The following is a 19,410-nucleotide window of genomic DNA, read 5'->3' as shown; positions in this document are numbered from 1 at the left end:
TATTAGTAGTACCTTAAACCTTACTAATATCATGGTCTTAGGCGTAATTTCTATTTAACTTGATATAAAATAAACTTTTTTTTCGTTTTTTATGAAAATAAAGCGGTTCCTTTTTTTGTAATTTTAGTGCAGAATCTCGGGTTGCCTTGCCCTGCATATTTTCCGACAACAACATTAGCGAGTAATGAGAGGGCTCCTATGTAGGGGGTTAGGTGAAAATGTTTTACTCAAATGGTGGATTATGCAAGTTTTTATTATGCGTCATGGTGACGCAACGATGAATACAATGAATGATGAAGCAAGAGAACTTACTCTTAAAGGAATTGAAGAATCTAAATTAATGGCCAATTGGCTAGCACAACAGAATCCAGTGTTCGACCGAGTGTTTACCAGTCCATATGTAAGAGCAGTACAAACTTATCAGGCAATGCAGCCATTATTGCCCTATTCAGGCGAACAAGAAGTCTTAGCTGAACTTATTCCTGATGGTGATCCGCAATCTATTGCTAATTATTTGCAATTACTTGCCGAAGGAGGTGTAAGAACAGCATTGATTATTTCTCATTTGCCATTAGTCGGTTATTTGGTATCAGCCTTATGCCCACAAGAAATCCCTCCTATGTTTGCAACTTCTGCGATTGCTTATGTAGAGATAAATACGGAAATGCGGCACGGTGAATATAGATGGCAACGGGGACCTTCTCAAATATTGCATAGTGTTAATAAACTAGCGGCACATTTCTAGTTTTATTTTACGTATTATCTGCGCTGAGTTTCATCAGTTTCGACCAAGATAAGCAACGAGGCGCTACCACCCCAAGCTTTGGGGGCTTGATGAAAAGCAGTGATATTAGGGTGTTGAGCAAGCCAAAGGGGAATCTGTTGTTTTAAAATGTGTTTTCCGTGGCCATGCATAATACAGGCACAATGGATATTATCTCTATAGCAAGCAGCGATTAGAGCTCCAATTTCTTGTTTAGCTTGTCGTTGGGATAAGCCATGTAAATCGAGAAATAGTTCGGGAATATAATCATTCCGACGTAACTTTTTTAATTCATAGGGATTAATATCGGGTCGTAAATATCGAATCGGTCCATCCGCTTCTAGCACCGGTTGATACTCATCTGAAAAGTAATAACTGGCATTGACTTGTTCTTGGAGCAAACGTTTTGTCACAAGTTGTGATTTTATTCGATGATGTCGTAGTGGTGGATGACTAACAATGTCATGTAATAAAGGTTTAGTCCCTGCAGTCGCCTCTTTAAATAGTTTAATTTCCTCAGCACTCAATTTGAACTTATTTTTCATTGTGATTCTATCAATCAGTTAGTCAATTATTCTGTTAAGTTTATCTTAATTTTCCTGCTATTACCTTCCTTATAAGCAGCAAGCTTTATAAGCTATTGTTAGTATTCTAATGTCAATTAATGAGATTGCTATAAAATTCCTTAACAATAAGCTGATTTGTTAAGTAGTTCGTGGCAGACTATCGGGATTAAATATATGAACTTTGTATTGGCTAGGAGGCGTTTTGGACAAGATTTTTGTTGATGAAGCGGTTGCGGAACTACATACCATCCAAGATATGTTGCGTTGGGTAATTAGTCGGTTTAATGCAGCAAATATTTATTACGGTCATGGAACAGATAATTGTTGGGATGAAGCTTTACAACTTGTTTTGCCATCACTTTTTTTGCCCTTAGATATCCCTCAACAATTATGGGTTTCTCGTCTGACTTTAAGTGAACGTCATCGTATCGTTGAACGGGTGTTACGCCGTGTTAATGAACATATCCCAGTTGCTTATTTAACCAATAAAGCCTGGTTTTGCGGACATGAATTTTATGTTGATGAACGCGTTTTGATCCCACGTTCTCCTATAGGAGAACTGATTAATAAGCATTTTGCCGGCATCATTGATTATGAACCTGTAACTATTTTAGATATGTGCACGGGTAGTGGATGTATTGCTATTGCCTGTGCCTATCAATTTCCGCAAGCGCAAATTGATGCGGTTGATATTTCTGCTGATGCATTGGCGGTAGCTGAACAAAATATTGCCGCTCATGGGTTCTCTGAACGGATAGTACCTATTCGTTCAGACTTGTTTTTGAATATGCCTATGATTAAATATGATTTAATGGTTACTAATCCACCTTATGTGGATGCTGAAGATATGTCTGATTTACCAGCTGAATATCTGGTAGAGCCTAAATTAGCCCTTGCAGCGGGCTCTGATGGTTTAAAACTTGTCAGAAGAATTCTAGCTAATGCTTCACGTTTCCTAACGGACAATGGGGTGCTTATTTGTGAAGTTGGTAATAGTATATTACACCTTATTGAGCAATATCCGGATATTCCTTTTACTTGGTTGAAGTTCGAACAGGGGGGCGATGGTGTATTCATGCTAACGCAGAAACAACTTATTGAACATCAAGAGAAATTTAAATTATTTATCGATTAACGGGTAATTACATTTTTTCATACAATAAAATAATTTATTAATTAATTATTGTAATGAATGATAAAAAGAGGAAACAAAGGGGATGGCAGGAAATTCGATTGGACAGCTTTTTCGTGTTACCACTCTTGGTGAATCGCATGGTTTGGCGTTAGGCTGCATTGTTGATGGCGTTCCGCCTGGTATGGCATTATCAGAAAAAGATCTGCAAACCGACTTAGATCGTCGTCGGCCTGGTACTTCTCGTTATACAACTCAACGGCGTGAACTTGATCAGGTTAAAATTTTATCCGGTGTTTTTAATGGCATAACGACAGGAACACCCATTGGTTTGTTGATTGAAAATCAGGATCAACGGTCGCAGGATTATAGTGAGATCAAAGATATTTTTCGTCCTGGGCATGCAGATTATACCTATCAACAAAAATATGGTTTACGTGACTATCGTGGTGGTGGGCGATCTTCAGCACGTGAAACGGCGATGCGTGTTGCTGCCGGCGCGATCGCAAAAAAATATTTACAACAAAAACTAGGTATAACCGTTCGGGCTTACTTAAGTCAAATTGGAGATATTTGTTGTGAACTGAAGGATTGGGATTTGGTTGAACAGAATCCTTTCTTTTGTCCTGATGCAACAAAATTGGAGGCAATGGACGCTTTATTACGTTCATTGAAAAAAGAAGGTAATTCTATTGGTGCTAAAGTAACCGTCATTGCTGAACATGTCTCGGCTGGATTAGGTGAACCTGTTTTTGATCGATTGGATGCGGATATTGCCCATGCAATGATGAGTATTAATGCAGTTAAAGGGGTTGAAATTGGTGCTGGTTTTAAGGTGGTTACATTAAAAGGGAGTGAAAATCGGGATGAAATAACCTGTGATGGATTTGTCAGTAATCATGCCGGTGGCATCTTAGGTGGCATAAGTAGTAGTCAACCGATTATTGCCCATTTAGCCTTAAAGCCAACTTCGAGTATTAGCATACCGGGTAGAACGATTAATCGGCAAGGTGATGAGGTCGAAGTGGTTACAAAAGGACGTCATGATCCCTGTGTTGGTATCCGGGCGGTACCGATAGCAGAAGCGATGATGGCAATCGTGCTTATTGATCATTTTTTACGTCATCGGGCTCAATGTGGTGAATTAGCTTTTAATCGTACGATATAAATATTAATGAAAGAACATAATTATAATCATCTAATTAACATTTTTAGTATTTGTTTTGAAAAAGAGTATCGCACACGTTTAATTAAAGGAGATGATGAACCTATCTATCTACCTGCAGATGATAAGATACCGTATCATCGGATTATTTTTGCTCGCGGCTTTTATGCTAGTGCTTTACACGAAATTTCCCACTGGTGTATTGCCGGAGAAACTAGACGTCAACAAATTGATTTTGGTTATTGGTATGATCCAGATGGGCGAAATGAGCAAACACAAAGCGCTTTTGAGAATGTTGAAGTCAAACCGCAAGCACTTGAATGGATGTTTTGTGTGGCGTCAGACTTTCCCTTTAATGTTAGTTGCGATAATTTGGCCGCTAATTTTAAGCAAGACCGGCATGCTTTTCAGCGCAAAGTCTATCGGCAGGTGCTGAACTACCTTACAAATGGCATTCCAGCCAGAGCTGAGAGATTTATTCAAGCTCTACAGTTGTTTTATAATATGCCTCCCTTGGTGAAGCAAAATTTCATTTGCCCTGAAGAGCTGTAAAAAATTTAGTTAGTATAAAGGAACGAAACCATGCTTGCGGAATTAGAAACACGTATTTTAACGCAAATTGATAATAATGTTGATGATGCTAGTTAAGATGAACTTTTTGCTGGCGGTTATTTACGTGGACATTTGACATTATCCATTGCTGAATTAGAAACTGAAAATAAAAATAATATTGAAGCGCTTTCAGAGCGTGTCGAAGCGAGTATTGACAAAGCAATTAAGGTGGGTGAATTAAGTCCCCCTGATCAACGATTGATATTAAATACTTGGCGGATGTTGTTAGAAAATGCCGCTCGATAAGCAAAAAAGCAAATAAATTAAAACAACGTATTGTTGCACTTTTTTAAAATGGGGTAACGATGTTGGTAAGGTTGGCAGTACCCGATGAAGCAGAAAAGTTAGTCAATATTGAACGTTCAGCAGCAGCCATATTCCGTCAAATTCCAGCGCTTGCTTGGGTTGCTGATGCACAAGGCAAATCCGTTAACCAACATTTAGAATTTATTGTTGATGGCGATTGTTGGGTTGCAGTTGAGCAGCAGCAGCTTGTTGGTTTCATTGAGGTTGAAGTAATGGATCAAGCTTTGCATATTTGGGAATTATCTGTTGATAGCTGATGGCAGAGAAAAGGAATTGGTAAGGCTTTACTGCAAAAAGTTATTATGCAAGCAAAACAACTAAACTGTGATCATGTTACTTTAACCACTTTTCGTGATGTTGCTTGGAATGGTGTTTATTATCAGAAATTGGGCTTCACAATTATTTCGGCTGAAAAGTTAACTCTGTCACTACAAGCTATCTTAAAAAAAGAGGTAGCTTATGGATTTACTGCATCCTCACGTTGTGCAATGCAGTACATCCTTTAATGGAGATTAAATTTTTTTGCTAGAAAGCTAATTATCCAGTTTAACCGCCCGGCCTTGTAATAATTTTCTGATCCAAAAACGGTTAGGATTGAGATTTGCCAATATATCATCGTCAAAAGGCAATGGTTCAGCAAAAATTTGACTGCAAAGTAGCTCTGCGCAAATTGGCGCACTACATAATCCTCTTGCGCCTAATGCGCCAATAACAAATAGATTGTCATGAATTGGGGCTTGCAAAATATGTTGTTGCTCACTGAGCTGTTTATCTAGCTGTGCATATTGAAGAATAAGTTGATTAACATCTGGTACATTACCCACCATCGGTAGATGATCACGTGTAACACAGCGGATGCTTTGGCGTGATGCATTTTGGCTGATATCAATTTCTTTTGTCCATTCAACATCAGGCAAACAGGTTAATAAGCGAGCATGGTTTTCTTGTTGCTCCAATTTGGAATATTTTAGCGTGAGTTGATGACGTTTATAGCTAGCGCCTAAGCAATGATATTGATGATGAGTGGGTGTTATATATCCGGCATAGCAGAGTGTTGTTTGCAGTTGGTTGAGTATCGGTGTGGTCGGAATATGGCTCACTTGTCCGCGAACGGCACTAACGGGTAATTTTTCCGTTTGAGAAAATAAAGGCAGTTGATGACCATTAGCGATAATGACGGTTTTATGGGTTATTTGTCGTTGTATATCTCCTTGTTTAAATAGCAACTTCCAGCCAGCGGCACTATTTTCAAGCTGAATAAGACGATGATTAAAATGACTGATTAAACCTTGTTGTTGCCCATATTGCCAACTATTGGATGTCAGCTCAGCTGGGTATAACCAGCCAGCAGCTGGATAGTAGATGCCATCATGGTTAACATCAACACCACAAATGGTTTGTAATGTTTGTCGAGTTTCATGGCGTGCAAAATCAGCTGGCCAATTTTTTGTTAATATTTGTTCGATTTTTTGTCGGCTTTTTACGTCATAAGCTAACTGTATTAAACCGCTCCAATCGTGAGCAAATGTGATGCCTAACTGTTGAAGTTGGGTGTAATAGCGTTTAGCAAAAGTAAAGGCGGTAATAAAAAAGCGTTCTAAACCATCGTGGTGACCAGTTAATAATGGATAAAGTGCGCCTTGACGATTGCCGGAAGCATTTTGTGCCACACTGGGATCTTGGCAATATAAAGTTACCTGACTGCCTCTACGTAATAAAGCAAGAGCAGTCATCATACTGGCAATACCACCGCCAATAATGGCAATATCCTCGGTTGTTGATGCGGCTTGTCGAGCGAACCAGGGTTGTGGATCAGATTGCTGATTTGCTAGTAATTGACCGGTTAGCATTTCACGTTTACGGCCAAAACCCTTAATTTTTTTTACTTGAAAACCGGCTTTTTCCAAACCACGGCGAACGATACCGGCAGAAGTAAAGGTAGCAAAAGTACAACCATCACGTCCCCAATTTGCCATTGTAGTGAACAGTTGTTCACTCCACATTTGAGGGTTTTTAGCTGGAGCAAAACCGTCTAAAAACCAGCTATCTATTTTATTGAAAAAATTAGATTTTAATTGAGGTAATTGTATATTTATATCGCCAAACCAGAGATCGAGAATGATTGCCCCATTTTCCATAACTATTCTATGACAAACTGGTAACGACTGAGGCCATTGTCGACAAATTTGTTTAGAAAAAGTGGCGAGTTCAGGCCAACATTGATGAACTCTTAGCAAATCAGTAATGGACAAAGGATATTTTTCAAAACTGATATAGTGTAAAAGTTGTAACTGGTTGTTAGGCGCTTGTTGGCGAAACTGAATAAATAACTGACAGACTGCCATAAAGTTTAGCCCAGTACCAAAACCAGTCTCTGCAATAACATATTGTTTTGCTGAGTGAGAAAAAAAGCGATTCGGTAACTGATTACCGGCTAAGAACACATAACGCGATTCTTCTAAACCATTTTGATTAGAATAATAGACATCACCAAAGTGTTCAGAAATAGGGATATCTTGCTCGTTCCAGCTTAATTTAGCTTGGCTGATCTCATTTGTATTCACAAAATTATCTACAATATTTTAAATAATCAGCCAATTTTAACGAATTTAACCTGAGTGCGCTAGCTATCGCAAAATATAAAAGTTAGCCAAGATAATATTTTCTACAAAATTTTACCTGATCGGACTTGTTCAGCTTACAAGTGTAAGCTAAAGTAACAGGCTAAGCGCCCAGTAAATGAATTTCGACTATGAGGTAATATAAGCAATGAAGCGTGCAGTCATCACTGGTCTGGGCATTGTCTCCAGCATAGGTAACAACCAGCAAGAGGTACTGGCTTCCCTGAAAGCGGGTCGTTCTGGCATCAGGTTTTCAGAAGAATTTAAAGAAATGGGTTTACGCAGCCATGTCTGGGGTAATATTCAGCTGACGGAAGATGATATTAAACAAAAGATTGACCGAAAAATTCTTCGTTTTATGAGTGATTGCTCTATTTATGCCTACTTGGCGATGGAAGAGGCAATTCAGGACGCTAAACTGACAGAAGAGCAGATCTCAAATATTCGTACCGGTTTAGTTGCTGGTTCTGGTGGCGGTTCGCCCCGTAATCAAGTGGCTGGTTCTGATGGTATGCGTGCCAAAGGATTGCGTGGTGTTGGTCCCTATATGGTGACTAAAGCAATGGCTTCTGGTGTTTCAGCTTGTTTAGCCACACCGTTTAAAATTAAGGGCGTTAATTATTCTATTAGCTCCGCTTGCTCAACCTCAGCCCACTGTATTGGCCATGCAGTTGAATTGATCCAATTAGGTAAACAGGATGTTGTTTTTGCTGGTGGAAGTGAAGAACTAAGCTGGGAATTAACCTGTGAATTTGATGCAATGGGAGCATTATCTACCAAATATAATGCAACCCCAGAAAAAGCTTCTCGTACCTATGATCAGGATCGGGATGGTTTTGTGATCGCTGGTGGTGGCGGTATCGTTGTGGTGGAAGAGTTAGAGCATGCTTTGGCACGTGGCGCACATATTTACGCTGAAATTGTTGGTTATGGAGCGACTTCAGACGGTTATGATATGGTTGCTCCGTCAGGTGAGGGTGCGGTACGGTGTATGAAAATGGCATTGGCAGATGTCGAACAGGTTGATTATATCAATACTCATGGAACTTCAACGCCAGTTGGCGATACAAAAGAGCTAGAAGCAATTACTGAAGTGTTTGGTACTAATACGCCAGCGATTTCAGCGACTAAAGCAATGACTGGCCATTCTCTGGGCGCGGCTGGGGTACATGAAGCTATTTATAGTTTGTTAATGTTAGAGCATGGATTTATTGCTCCAAGCATCAATATTGATAATTTGGATGAAAAAGCGCAAGCAATGAATATTATTACGCAACCCACTGATAAGAAATTAAATACTGTAATGTCAAATAGTTTTGGTTTTGGTGGAACTAATGCGTCGTTGGTAATGAGTAAATACCATTCATAATTATTTTAACAAGAAAAACAACAACCTACTGATAATCTATCAGTAGGTTTTTTATTGTTTTTGATATAATTAATTGATTTAATAAGTTATTGTTCTTTTTTATTAGTGTTACAACGGAGATGGTTAAAAAGCTGCGTCAGTGGCGTACGTAATTGCTGCGCTAAAATAACACCGAGTAGCACTACACCACCACCAATTAAATGGTAGCTGTGCATTTTTTCATTTAAAAATAGGACAGCGATAATGGCAGTAAATACCGGTGCCAGATTCATAAATATTGAAGTTGTATTAGCGCCAAGTCGAAATACACCCTGGATCCATATGTAAGGTGCAATCAGCGAGGCGGCAATGCCGGCAAACAAGATCAAATTAATATTTGCTGCGGTAATTTCTACTGTTTTAGCCAGTAAAAAATTAGGCAATAGTAGGATCACCGCAAAGCTAATTTGGATATAAAGTGATTGCCAATTGGGTAATGGGATTGCCCAATGCTTGGTTAATACACCATATAGAGAATAAGAGAGAGCGGCGATAAACATGAGTAATTGCCCGCTATTCATTCCCTGCATAAAAAATATCATTGGATCACCTTGACTGATAAGCCAGATAAGCCCAATTAAGGATAAGAGGGTACCGATTACAATACCAATAGTAGGAATAGTGCGTAGCACAAAAATACTGAGTATCACCGTTATTGCATCACTACTGCGCGATTTTTGACTATCCCTTTGATCATAAAAGGGGTAAGTAATAAAAACGCCAATAACCAGCGATAAAAGGAAATAGCCGCAGGGTCAATAACATTTGCAGCTGCTTTACTTACGACTGTATTAATTGACCATAATAAAACTGCAAAAAGGGGAAAAAGAAAATTTTTCATTATTTAGTCATATCTATCATTTGGTAATAATTTTGCTATTTTAGCATTGTCTGATTTATTGCATATATTTATAATAAGACAAACGATCCGTTCTTTCTGCCAATATTACTGTAATGGAAAAAATCAAATATATACTTGAACCAAATATTATTGAGCCAGAATCCATAGTTTTTCGTAATAATGAATTGTTAGGTGATACTGAGTGTAAATTACATCGCCATAACTTTGGCCAATTAATTTATGTGGTTAAAGGCATTATAGAGATGCAAGTTGCTGCTCAACATTATATTGCTCCGCCGGAATTTTGTATCTGGATCCCAAGCGGTGTTGAACATGCCACTTACAACAAAAAAAGTGTTAAGTTTAATATATTAGATATTTCTCAGACACTTAGTCATGTTCTGTGTAAAAAACCGTGTATTATTCGTCAAACAGCTATTTTTCATACCATATTATTAGATTTTTATGCACGTCAGATAAGCCAACCTAACACCGTAGAAGATATGCGCTTAGCCAATGTTTTGATTGATCAATTAAAACGTTCACCTATTCAAAAAACCTATTTACCTGCCAGTAAGGATAAATTTTTAGCACCTATTTTAGCGCAATTACAGCAAAATCCAGCCGATAATACTGCTTTAGCTATATGGGCCAAGCGGGTATATACCTCAGAACGTACCTTGTCACGCCGTTGTCAGCAGGAACTGGGGATGTCATTTAGTGAATGGCGCCAGCGATTACGTTTTTTACATGCCATAATGAAATTAGAACAAGGTAATAGTGTCCATCAGGTGGCTTTTGATGTCGGTTATAGTTCCTCCTCGGCTTTTATTACCATGTTTCAGCAGATTTCAGGCACAACACCAGAACGTTTTCGACAAAAAAGTGACGGTGACTAAACCGGTTGTTAGGATTTATTTCATTAACATGGCAAAATAGCAACTTGTTACCTTATCGAATAGTAAAAAACGATGGGTTAATTTTGATAAATATAATTGGGCATTAAATAAGTGAAAATATTGGTTGATGAAAATATGCCTTACGCAACACAATTGTTTCAAACAATGGGTGAAGTCAAGGCAGTTTCTGGGCGTTCAATCTCATCGTCAGAGCTAGCAACAGCGGATGCTTTAATGGTGCGTTCTGTTACTCAAGTCAATGAAGCATTACTTAAAGAGAGTAAGGTAAAATTTGTTGGTACTGCAACGGCCGGATTTGATCATGTTGATAGGCAATGGTTAGCGCAAGCGGGCATCGCTTTTTCTGCCGCTCCGGGTTGTAATGCGACAGCGGTGGTAGAGTATGTTTTTTCCGCTTTATTGGTACTGGCTGAACGTGATTGCTTTGATTTACGAGAAAAAACGGTCGGTATTGTTGGGGTTGGTAATGTTGGCAGTCGTCTTAATGCGCGTTTAAAGGCTTGGGGAGTGAATACGTTACTTTGTGATCCACCTCGTGCAGACGCTGCCGATAATAGTGAGCAATTTTGGCCACTGGAAAAATTAGTTAGTCAGGCGGATATTTTAACTTTTCATACCCCGTTAAATAAATCTGGCCGTTATTCATCTTATCATTTATTAAATGAAGAGTTGCTTGCAGCTATGCCGGCAGGACGTATTTTACTAAATACTAGCCGCGGATCAGTTGTTGATAATCAGGCATTGTTAACAGCCTTAGAAAATGGTAAGAAAATCGACGTTATATTAGATGTTTGGCAACATGAACCCTCTATTTCCCTACCTTTGTTAGCTAAAGCTAGAATTGGCACGCCACATATTGCTGGCTATTCTCTGGAAGGTAAAGCACGCGGTACCAGCCAGATTTTTACCGCATTTAGCCAGTTTTTAGGCCAAGAACAGCAAATTAAACTAGCTGATTTATTACCTAGTGCAGAGTTTAATGAAATTACTTTTAGCGGTGAATTAACGCAGGCAAGTTTAAAACGTTTAGTGCATTTAGTTTATGATGTCCGTCGTGATGATGCGCCATTAAGAAAAATTGCCCATCTTGCTGGCCAGTTTGATCATCTGCGTAAATATTATCCAGAACGCCGTGAATGGTCATCTCTTAGAGTGAGTTGTAATGATGTGGATGCCGCGAATGCACTAAAAATGCTAGGCTTCAATACCAAATTAATTTGATTAAACATGCTAATGAAATTGGAGAAAACCAACATGACAGAAGGTTGGAATATTGCACTATTAGGTGCTACTGGTGCGGTCGGAGAGGCCGTATTGAGTTTATTACAAGAACGTCAGTTTCCTGTTGGTGAGTTATTTCTATTGGCCAGTGAAAATAGTGCGTGAGAAAGCATTCGTTTTAATGGCAAGCAATATACGGTTATTGATGCTCAATTATTTGACTGGACACAGGTGCAATTAGCTTTTTTTGTTGCTGGTAAGGAAGCGTCCGCTCGTTATGCAGAGCAAGCAGCGCAAGATGGTTGTATTGTCATTGATAGTAGTGGTTTATTTGCGCTGGAGCCAGATATTCCATTAGTGGTACCGAGTGTTAATCCCCATCTCTTGGCTAATTATCGTAACCGTAATATTATTGCCGTTGCTGATAGCTATGTCAGTCAATTGTTAGTCGCCGTTAAACCGCTAATTAATGTTGCCGGCATTCATCGTTTAATTTTAACCAATCTGTTTTCAGTTTCGGTGCATGGCAAAAGTGCAGTGGATGAATTGGCGGGTCAAAGTGCCCGATTATTAAACGGTTTACCCGTTGATAATGAACGTTTTATTAAGCAGCTAGCATTTAATCTATTACCATTATTAAGTGATGATGAAGGCTCTGCACCACAGGAGCGCAGTTTAGTTGATCAAGTGCGTAAAATTTTACAAAATGATGGGTTATCCATTATTGTCAGTTGCTTACAAGCACCGGTTTTTTATGGCAATGCACAAGTGGTTCATGTGGAAACATTACGTCCAATGACTGTACAAGAAGCCTGGCAAGAAATTGCTCAATTTGATGATATTGAGCTAGTTTGCGAAGATGATTTTCCAACTCAAGTAACCGATGCTTCAGGTAGTGATCGATTAAGTATTGGTTGTATGCATAATGATTATGGTGCACCTGAGATATTACAGTTTTGGTCGGTTGCCGATAATACCAGATTTGGTGGTGCTCGAATGTTAATAGAAACTGCGGAGCGATTAGTGCAGGAGCAATATTATTAATGTTGGAGAAGCAACCCCCTTTGTCGATGGCCAAAATTGCGTTAGGCATTGAGTATGATGGTAGCCATTATTATGGCTGGCAGCGTCAACAACAGGTAAAAAGTATTCAAGCTTGTTTGGAGTTCGCGCTAACAAAAGTTGCCAATGAATCTATCCACGTTTATTGCGCTGGGCGCACTGATGCAGGTGTGCATGCGACTGGTCAGGTTATCCATTTTGAAACATCTGTCATACGTAAAGATTCTGCCTGGACGATGGGGGTTAATAGTTACTTACCATCCGACATTGCAGTACAGTGGTGCAAAATTGTTGAGCCAGATTTTCATGCTCGTTTTTCTGCCACCGCGCGTCGATATCGTTATATTATTTTCAATCATCGACTTAGACCTGCGATATTAGCCGCAGGCGTAACGCATTACCATGCCCCCTTAGATGCGGAAAAAATGCATCTTGCCGCTCAGGCATTGGTTGGGGAGCAGGATTTTACTTCATTCAGGGCTATTCAGTGTCAATCTAAATCACCTTGGCGTAATATAAAGCATGTTCATGTCAACCGTTATGGTGACTATATTGTGGTTGATATTAAAGCTAATGCCTTTGTTCATCATATGGTACGCAATATTGTTGGTAGTTTGCTGGCAGTAGGGTGTGGTGATCAGGATATTAGTTGGGTAGCAGAGCTTTTAGCATTGAAAGATAGAACAAAAGCGGCGGCGACTGCAAAAGCAGAGGGGCTCTATTTAGTTGCTGTCGATTATCCGGCAAAATATAAATTACCTACAACGATCGTAGGACCGCTTTTTTTACCAGAATAATGAATTTAATTTTGCGTTTAATTACACAGCGCTGAAGCTGTCAACTGTTGGATTTTTTATGGAATTTATTACTTTTATTATTGATTTTATTATACACATCGATCTTCATTTAGCTGAGCTGGTTGCTGAATATGGAATTTGGCTATATGCCATTCTATTTTTGATAGTATTTTGTGAAACTGGATTAATTGTTACGCCTTTTTTACCGGGTGACTCCCTATTATTTGTTGCTGGGGCATTAACGGCACTGGAGAGCAATGATCTTAATGTTCATTTAATGGTAGTATTAATAATTATTGCAGCAATTATTGGTGATGCGGGTAATTATACTATTGGTCGTTTATTCGGCGAGCGTCTATTTAGCAATCCTAATTCAAAAATTTTTCGACGGGTTTATTTGGAAAAAACACACCAATTTTATGAAAAACATGGTGGTAAAGCGATTATTTTAGCTAGATTTATACCTATCATTAGAACGTTTGCTCCATTTGTCGCAGGGATGGGAAAAATGTCATATCGGCATTTTGCTTTTTATAATGTGGCCGGGGCTTTAATATGGGTTCTATTATTTACTTACACGGGTTACTTTTTTGGTGATTTGCCAATTGTTCAGCAGAATTTAAAATTATTAATTGTGGCAATTATTTTAATTTCTATTCTGCCGGGTATTATTGAGATTTGGCGTTATCGTCGATCATCAATAAAAGAAAAACAGGTTGTTAAACCAAAAAATAGATAGTCATTAGCAGGTTTGATCAGTTTTTTATCCACTATGCTTTGTCATTGTGGTTTAATGATTAACATAATACTGATAATGTAATTTCAGACAGAAAGGTCTATTAATGAGCTGGATTGAAAAGATTCTTAATAAAAGCAATATTAGCCAGACCCGTAAAGCGAGTATCCCTGAAGGGGTTTGGACAAAATGTGATAGCTGCGGGCAAGTACTCTATCGCACTGAATTAGAAAGTAATTTAGCCGTATGTCCAAAATGTGATCATCATATGCGTATTTCGGCCCGTCAACGTCTGGCCTCTTTTCTTGATGAAGGAACCACGGCTGAATTAGGTAGCGAATTAGAGCCGAAAGATATTTTAAAATTTCGTGATTCCAAGAAATATAAAGATCGCATATCAGCAGCACAAAAAGCGATACATGAAAAAGATGCTTTAATCGTGATGAAAGGCTCGCTTAAAGGTATGCCGGTCATTGTAGCCGCTTTTGAATTTGCTTTTATGGGCGGCTCAATGGCTTCAGTTGTTGGTGCACGTTTTGTGCGTGCGGTAGAGCAAGCACTGGAAGATAATTGTCCGTTAGTTTGTTTTTCTGCCAGTGGCGGTGCTCGCATGCAAGAAGCATTAATGTCCTTGATGCAAATGGCAAAGACCAGTGCGGCACTGGCGAAGATGCAGGAACGAGGGCTTCTCTATATCTCAGTACTTACCGATCCAACTATGGGCGGTGTATCAGCAAGTTTAGCCATGTTAGGCGATATTAATGTTGCCGAACCTAAAGCGTTAATCGGCTTTGCTGGTCCTCGGGTTATTGAGCAAACGGTACGTGAAAAATTACCACCAGGTTTTCAGCGCAGTGAATTTCTGATTGAAAAAGGTGCGATTGATATGATTGTCAGACGGCCTGAAATGAGGGATAAATTAGCCGAAATACTGGCAATGCTCACTCATCAAACCGTTCAAGATGCAAGTCAAATTGATGTTATTACCTTAGTTGACGATGATCTGGAGCCACCCTATCGTGAGAAACCCGAAATTGACAACAAATCAGATCAAAAATGAGAAGATATCTGAACCCTTGATGATACCAGGGGTAACCTCTTCTTTAGCTACCTGGTTAACTTATTTAACCCAGCAGCATAGCAAAATTATCGATATGGGGCTTGAGCGGGTTGGTGTCGTCGCTCGACAGCTGGATCTTTTATATCCCGCCCCGAAAGTCGTTACTGTTGCTGGCACTAATGGTAAAGGAACGACTTGCCATACATTGGAATCTATTTTAATCGAAGCAGGATTAAAAGTCGGCGTTTATAGTTCTCCTCACCTGTTAGATTATACTGAGCGCGTTAGGATCCAGGGTAAAATGTTAGCTGAAGCTGAATTTTGTCGGGTTTTTGCCGATATTGAATCGAAACGCGGCACAACAACGCTGACCTATTTTGAATATGGCACCTTAGCTGCTTTACAGTTATTTAAACAAGCTAAACTTGATGTGGTTATTTTAGAAGTTGGTTTGGGTGGACGGTTAGATGCAACCAATATCGTCGATGCGGATATTGCTGCCATCACTAGCATTGCATTGGATCACATTGACTGGCTTGGTGGTGATCGTGAACAGATTGGCTACGAAAAAGCCGGTATTTTTCGCTCAGGGCGCTATGCGGTTGTGGGTGAACCGGATATGCCGCAGTCGATTAATCAAGTGGCTCAAACCTTAGGGGCAAAGTTATTTCGTTGTGGGGTAGATTGGCAATTTGAGCTACAAAATGATCATTGGCATTGGCGATCCCATGATCACGATTTTAAACAGTTACCTGTGCCAAATGTCCCACTGGCCAATGCTGCAACCGCATTGGCAATTATTGATTGTTTAATCAAACAGGGTGATGCCATTGGGCAGGCGATATCATTGTCTGCTATTCAGCAGGGATTGATTAAGGCGAAATTACCAGGACGTTTTCAAATTATCTGCGAGCAACCTTGTGTAATTTTAGATGTTGCGCACAATCCCCATGCGGCAGCTTATTTAGCCGATAGACTAGCTCGCTTACCCAGGCAGAAAAATACTAAAGTTCATGCCGTTGTAGCGATGTTAGCCGATAAAGATATAAAAAGTACTTTATCTTATTTGGCTGCGCAGGTTGATAAATGGTATCTCGCTTCATTAAGTGGGATACGCGGTGCCGATGCAGCGCAATTAGCGCAGTATGTTGAATCACCATACCAATTTGCGACGGTCAAAGATGCCTGGTTGCAGGCTATGGCCGAGGCTGACAAACAGGACATTGTGTTGGTTTGTGGCTCATTTCATACTGTTGCAGAGGTTATGGAACTGCAGACAAAAGAGGAAAGTTTAAGTGGCCAGTAAGTTTCAAAACCGTTTGGTGGGAACGATTGTTATTGTTGCAGTTGGTGTTATTGTATTACCCATATTATTGGATGGTAATAAGAAATATAATGAGACTGAATTTGCAGCGATCCCTTTGGTGCCTAAAGCCAGCGATGAATATGAAATTGAACCTATTGCGCCGATTAATCCGAAACCACTAGCGACATCTTCAGCGAGCGCTGCAGAAGCCATGATTTCTGAGGCCACTTCTGATTCGAAGGCCAAATCAGCAGATAGTCTGTCCGCTCAGCAACAAGCAAAGTCTAAACCAGCTGTCAAAGTTGAAAAACCCGCGCTAGTGGCAGAACATATCACTAAGTCAAATGAGAAAACTCAAGCACCGCAGGCGCGGGCTTATGTTATTCAGTTGGCAGTACTGAAAAATGCAGCAAAAGTGGAAGAAATTATTGCCAAATTACGTTTATCTGGCTACCAGGTTTATACCGAGCCATCATTACCAATTAATGGTCAATTAACTCGAATTTTTGTTGGCCCAAATGCTTCGAGAGATAAATTGCAATCCAGTTTGTCGGAATTGAAAGATTTAACCGGCTTACAGGGGCAAATACGCGGTTATAAACCGTAAAATGGGTATGTACTAATAGATAAAACATATTGATATTAAACAGTTATATTAATTATTCCTGCGGCGATCATGATTTATCTTTTCGCCGCAATTTATTGCTACTTTTCAGCAAAATATCTAACGCAAACGTTTTCGTTTTCTGCTAGAATGCGTTCGACCATGCTGAATGTTTAATTTTTTGGATTAAAATTATGGTTTGGATTGATTACGCTATTATCGCCATTATTTGCTTTTCGGCCTTGGTTAGTTTAATTCGAGGTTTTGTACGAGAAGCTTTGTCACTTATTACTTGGGGTTGTGCTTTTTTTGTTGCCAGCCAATTTTATCCTTATCTGGCGACTTATCTCACCCGCTTCGATGACACGCTGATTAGAAATGGTATTGCGATTGCAATTTTATTTATCGCCACTTTAATTGTGGGTGCGGTAGTCAATTATGTGATTAGCTCGTTAGTTGAGCGAACAGGATTATCAAGTACTGATCGCGTGTTAGGCGTCTGTTTTGGTGTATTACGTGGTATATTAATTGTGTCGGCAATCCTGTTTTTCCTGGATACTTTTACACCCTTGCCAAAAAGTGAAGATTGGCAACGTTCTAAATTGATACCCCAATTTAGTCATATTATTAGATGGTTTTTTGATTATTTAAAAAATGCGTCAAGTTTTTTACCTGAAAATATCACTCCGTTTGGTTGATGAGGAAAAAGTAGATGTGCGGTATTGTCGGTATTGCTGGTTTTACACCAGTTAACCAATCAATTTATAATGCGCTAACAGTGCTTCAACATCGTGGGCAAGATGCTGCAGGTATTGCAACAATTGATGAAAATAAACAATTTCGCCTACGTAAATCGAATGGCTTAGTAAAAGATGTATTTGCTGCCCGCCATATGCTGCGTTTGCGGGGTAAAATGGGAATTGGCCATGTGCGTTACCCAACCGCGGGTAGCTCCAGCGCTTCCGAAGCGCAACCTTTTTATGTTAATTCTCCTTTTGGTATTACATTGACCCATAATGGTAATTTGACCAATGCACATGAATTAAGAAAAACGTTATTTGAAACGGCCCGTCGTCATGTAAATACTTCTTCAGATTCAGAAATCTTGCTCAATGTGCTTGCCCATGAATTGGATCAATTTGATCATTTTCCGCTGACTGCAGAAAATATTTTTACCGCTATTGCTGCGATGCATAACAAAGTTCGTGGCGCTTATGCTTGTGTTGCAATGATTATTGGCCATGGTTTAGTGGCGTTTCGTGACCCATTTGGTATCCGCCCTCTGGTGCTGGGTAAGCGCACATTGGAAGACGGTCAAAATGAGTACATGGTTGCTTCGGAAAGTGTCGCTTTAGATACCCTTGGTTTTGAGTTCTTGCGTGATGTCGCGCCTGGTGAAGCGATTTATATTACTGAACAGGGAGAGCTTTATAGTCGGCAATGTGCAGAAAATCCACAATTAACCCCTTGTCTGTTTGAGTTTGTCTATTTAGCCAGACCAGATTCTTTTATCGATAAAATATCGGTTAATAAAGCTCGGTTGCGGATGGGGCAAAAATTGGGCGCCAAAATTGCCCGTCAATGGCAGGATTTAGAGATTGATGTTGTGATCCCAATCCCTGAAACATCTTGTGATAGCGCACTGGAAATAGCTTATATTTTGGGTAAACCCTATCGCCAAGGTTTTGTTAAAAATCGTTATGTGGGACGCACTTTTATCATGCCGGGACAGCAGGAGAGACGCAAGTCGGTACGTCGTAAACTGAATGTCAATCGAGCCGAATTCCGTGGTAAAAATGTTTTATTAGTCGATGACTCTATTGTGCGCGGAACAACCTCTGAACAAATTGTTGAGTTAGCACGCGAAGCTGGGGCCAAAAAGGTCTATTTTGCTTCGGCATCACCAGAAGTTCGTTTTCCGAATGTTTATGGTATTGATATGCCGTCCGCTAATGAATTGATTGCCCATGGGCGTGAAGTGGATGAAATTTGTCAACTTATTGGTGCTGATGATTTAATTTTTCAGGATCTTACTGATCTAATTGCCGCAGTCAGGGAGGAAAATCCCGATATCACCACTTTCGAGTGTTCGGTTTTTAATGGGGTTTATGTTACCAAGGATATTGATCAAGCTTACTTGGATTATCTGGAAAATCTGCGTAAGGACGATCAGTTAAAAGAACATAATGAGATTGAAAATTTGGAAATTTACAACGAAGGCTAATTTGTTGTTATCGTTTGAATTAAGTTAGACTTTAACGGATATCGTTAAGCTGACAATACTGAAATC

The 19,410-nt window shown here is 39.6% G+C and carries 18 protein-coding genes and 3 pseudogenes; 18 read left to right on the top strand and 3 right to left on the bottom strand.

The annotated features are described in order from the left end of the window. The first annotated feature begins 241 nt into the window (after window positions 1-241). Complete coding sequence (gene sixA / locus AACL31_RS07105) at window positions 242-745, top strand: phosphohistidine phosphatase SixA (RefSeq protein WP_310511437.1); 504 nt, start codon at window positions 242-244, stop codon at window positions 743-745. 14 nt (window positions 746-759) lie between these two features. Here sixA and smrB read toward each other — a convergent pair whose 3' ends face one another. After that, window positions 760-1,308 carry an endonuclease SmrB gene (gene smrB / locus AACL31_RS07100; RefSeq protein WP_310511436.1) on the bottom strand — a complete coding sequence of 183 codons (549 nt, stop codon included), beginning with the start codon at window positions 1,306-1,308 and terminating at the stop codon, window positions 760-762. A 223-nt stretch (window positions 1,309-1,531) separates the two neighbouring features. On the opposite strand from smrB, the gene prmB reads away from it, so the two are divergent. The 6 genes and pseudogenes from prmB (at window position 1,532) to AACL31_RS07070 (ending at window position 5,050) form a co-directional block, all read left to right on the top strand. Next, entirely contained in the window at window positions 1,532-2,464 is a 933-nt protein-coding gene (prmB, locus tag AACL31_RS07095; protein ID WP_310511435.1) for a 50S ribosomal protein L3 N(5)-glutamine methyltransferase, read from the top strand. Window positions 2,465-2,546: 82 nt separating this feature from the next. Continuing rightward, window positions 2,547-3,629 carry a chorismate synthase gene (aroC, locus tag AACL31_RS07090; RefSeq protein ID WP_339053883.1) on the top strand — a complete coding sequence of 361 codons (1,083 nt, stop codon included), beginning with the start codon at window positions 2,547-2,549 and terminating at the stop codon, window positions 3,627-3,629. A gap of 6 nt (window positions 3,630-3,635) precedes the next feature. Then, window positions 3,636-4,178 carry an elongation factor P hydroxylase gene (locus tag AACL31_RS07085; protein WP_310511433.1) on the top strand — a complete coding sequence of 181 codons (543 nt, stop codon included), beginning with the start codon at window positions 3,636-3,638 and terminating at the stop codon, window positions 4,176-4,178. A 30-nt stretch (window positions 4,179-4,208) separates the two neighbouring features. After that, a pseudogene (locus tag AACL31_RS07080) lies at window positions 4,209-4,484 on the top strand (YfcL family protein). A 59-nt stretch (window positions 4,485-4,543) separates the two neighbouring features. Continuing rightward, complete coding sequence (locus tag AACL31_RS07075; RefSeq protein WP_310511432.1) at window positions 4,544-4,801, top strand: hypothetical protein; 258 nt, start codon at window positions 4,544-4,546, stop codon at window positions 4,799-4,801. A gap of 45 nt (window positions 4,802-4,846) precedes the next feature. Beyond that, window positions 4,847-5,050 (top strand): hypothetical protein, encoded by a 204-nt coding sequence (locus AACL31_RS07070; RefSeq protein ID WP_339053882.1) that lies wholly within the window; start codon window positions 4,847-4,849, stop codon window positions 5,048-5,050. Between the two features lie 27 nt (window positions 5,051-5,077). On the opposite strand, the gene mnmC is transcribed toward AACL31_RS07070, so the two are convergent. Then, window positions 5,078-7,108, bottom strand: coding sequence for a bifunctional tRNA (5-methylaminomethyl-2-thiouridine)(34)-methyltransferase MnmD/FAD-dependent 5-carboxymethylaminomethyl-2-thiouridine(34) oxidoreductase MnmC (gene mnmC / locus AACL31_RS07065; protein WP_310511431.1), 2,031 nt, complete (start codon window positions 7,106-7,108; stop codon window positions 5,078-5,080). Between the two features lie 205 nt (window positions 7,109-7,313). Between mnmC and fabB the strand changes: the two genes are divergently transcribed. After that, a complete protein-coding gene (gene fabB / locus AACL31_RS07060; protein WP_310511430.1) occupies window positions 7,314-8,534 on the top strand; it encodes a beta-ketoacyl-ACP synthase I in 1,221 nt (406 codons plus the stop codon). 86 nt (window positions 8,535-8,620) lie between these two features. Here fabB and AACL31_RS07055 read toward each other — a convergent pair. Continuing rightward, window positions 8,621-9,414: pseudogene (locus AACL31_RS07055) on the bottom strand (DMT family transporter). Window positions 9,415-9,527: 113 nt separating this feature from the next. On the opposite strand from AACL31_RS07055, the gene AACL31_RS07050 reads away from it, so the two are divergent. The 10 genes and pseudogenes from AACL31_RS07050 to purF all read left to right on the top strand — a co-directional run bounded on the left by AACL31_RS07050 (window position 9,528) and on the right by purF (window position 19,344). Beyond that, window positions 9,528-10,313: an AraC family transcriptional regulator gene (locus AACL31_RS07050; RefSeq protein WP_310511429.1), complete on the top strand. Its 786-nt coding sequence runs from the start codon at window positions 9,528-9,530 to the stop codon at window positions 10,311-10,313. Window positions 10,314-10,424: 111 nt separating this feature from the next. Then, entirely contained in the window at window positions 10,425-11,555 is a 1,131-nt protein-coding gene (gene pdxB / locus AACL31_RS07045; RefSeq protein WP_310511428.1) for a 4-phosphoerythronate dehydrogenase PdxB, read from the top strand. A 33-nt stretch (window positions 11,556-11,588) separates the two neighbouring features. Continuing rightward, window positions 11,589-12,599: pseudogene (locus AACL31_RS07040) on the top strand (aspartate-semialdehyde dehydrogenase). Continuing rightward, window positions 12,599-13,414: a tRNA pseudouridine(38-40) synthase TruA gene (truA, locus tag AACL31_RS07035; RefSeq protein ID WP_310511427.1), complete on the top strand. Its 816-nt coding sequence runs from the start codon at window positions 12,599-12,601 to the stop codon at window positions 13,412-13,414. The pseudogene AACL31_RS07040 and the gene truA overlap by 1 nt, the downstream one beginning before the upstream one ends. 58 nt (window positions 13,415-13,472) lie before the next feature. After that, a complete protein-coding gene (locus AACL31_RS07030; RefSeq protein ID WP_310511426.1) occupies window positions 13,473-14,153 on the top strand; it encodes a DedA family protein in 681 nt (226 codons plus the stop codon). Window positions 14,154-14,256: 103 nt separating this feature from the next. Further along, a complete protein-coding gene (gene accD / locus AACL31_RS07025) occupies window positions 14,257-15,210 on the top strand; it encodes an acetyl-CoA carboxylase, carboxyltransferase subunit beta (protein ID WP_310511425.1) in 954 nt (317 codons plus the stop codon). Between the two features lie 4 nt (window positions 15,211-15,214). Further along, the gene (gene folC, locus AACL31_RS07020; RefSeq protein WP_409013906.1) at window positions 15,215-16,516 is read left to right on the top strand and encodes a bifunctional tetrahydrofolate synthase/dihydrofolate synthase; all 1,302 of its coding nucleotides are present in this window, start codon (window positions 15,215-15,217) and stop codon (window positions 16,514-16,516) included. Then, window positions 16,506-17,123, top strand: coding sequence for an SPOR domain-containing protein (locus AACL31_RS07015; RefSeq protein WP_310511424.1), 618 nt, complete (start codon window positions 16,506-16,508; stop codon window positions 17,121-17,123). The genes folC and AACL31_RS07015 overlap by 11 nt, the downstream gene beginning before the upstream one ends. Before the next feature lie 191 nt (window positions 17,124-17,314). Beyond that, window positions 17,315-17,818 carry a colicin V production protein gene (cvpA, locus tag AACL31_RS07010; RefSeq protein ID WP_310511423.1) on the top strand — a complete coding sequence of 168 codons (504 nt, stop codon included), beginning with the start codon at window positions 17,315-17,317 and terminating at the stop codon, window positions 17,816-17,818. Between the two features lie 14 nt (window positions 17,819-17,832). Further along, the gene (gene purF / locus AACL31_RS07005) at window positions 17,833-19,344 is read left to right on the top strand and encodes an amidophosphoribosyltransferase (RefSeq protein WP_310511422.1); all 1,512 of its coding nucleotides are present in this window, start codon (window positions 17,833-17,835) and stop codon (window positions 19,342-19,344) included. Window positions 19,345-19,410 lie beyond the last annotated feature (66 nt).

This window comes from Arsenophonus endosymbiont of Crataerina pallida, assembly GCF_964020125.1.
GTDB classification, from domain to species: Bacteria; Pseudomonadota; Gammaproteobacteria; order Enterobacterales; family Enterobacteriaceae; genus Arsenophonus; species Arsenophonus nilaparvatae.
Note: the sequence above shows the minus strand (reverse complement) of the source record. Positions and strands in the feature narration are given on the sequence as shown.

Excerpts from the sequence above, each read along its gene's own strand:
- sixA (WP_310511437.1), top strand. The coding sequence starts at position 242 with ATGCAAGTTTTTATTATGCGTCATGGTGACGCAACGATGAATACAATG.
- smrB (WP_310511436.1), bottom strand. The coding sequence starts at position 1,308 with ATGAAAAATAAGTTCAAATTGAGTGCTGAGGAAATTAAACTATTTAAA.
- aroC (WP_339053883.1), top strand. The coding sequence starts at position 2,547 with ATGGCAGGAAATTCGATTGGACAGCTTTTTCGTGTTACCACTCTTGGT.
- AACL31_RS07085 (WP_310511433.1), top strand. The coding sequence starts at position 3,636 with ATGAAAGAACATAATTATAATCATCTAATTAACATTTTTAGTATTTGT.
- AACL31_RS07075 (WP_310511432.1), top strand. The coding sequence starts at position 4,544 with ATGTTGGTAAGGTTGGCAGTACCCGATGAAGCAGAAAAGTTAGTCAAT.
- AACL31_RS07070 (WP_339053882.1), top strand. The coding sequence starts at position 4,847 with ATGCAAGCAAAACAACTAAACTGTGATCATGTTACTTTAACCACTTTT.
- fabB (WP_310511430.1), top strand. The coding sequence starts at position 7,314 with ATGAAGCGTGCAGTCATCACTGGTCTGGGCATTGTCTCCAGCATAGGT.
- AACL31_RS07050 (WP_310511429.1), top strand. The coding sequence starts at position 9,528 with ATGGAAAAAATCAAATATATACTTGAACCAAATATTATTGAGCCAGAA.
- truA (WP_310511427.1), top strand. The coding sequence starts at position 12,599 with ATGTTGGAGAAGCAACCCCCTTTGTCGATGGCCAAAATTGCGTTAGGC.
- AACL31_RS07030 (WP_310511426.1), top strand. The coding sequence starts at position 13,473 with ATGGAATTTATTACTTTTATTATTGATTTTATTATACACATCGATCTT.
- accD (WP_310511425.1), top strand. The coding sequence starts at position 14,257 with ATGAGCTGGATTGAAAAGATTCTTAATAAAAGCAATATTAGCCAGACC.
- cvpA (WP_310511423.1), top strand. The coding sequence starts at position 17,315 with ATGGTTTGGATTGATTACGCTATTATCGCCATTATTTGCTTTTCGGCC.
- purF (WP_310511422.1), top strand. The coding sequence starts at position 17,833 with ATGTGCGGTATTGTCGGTATTGCTGGTTTTACACCAGTTAACCAATCA.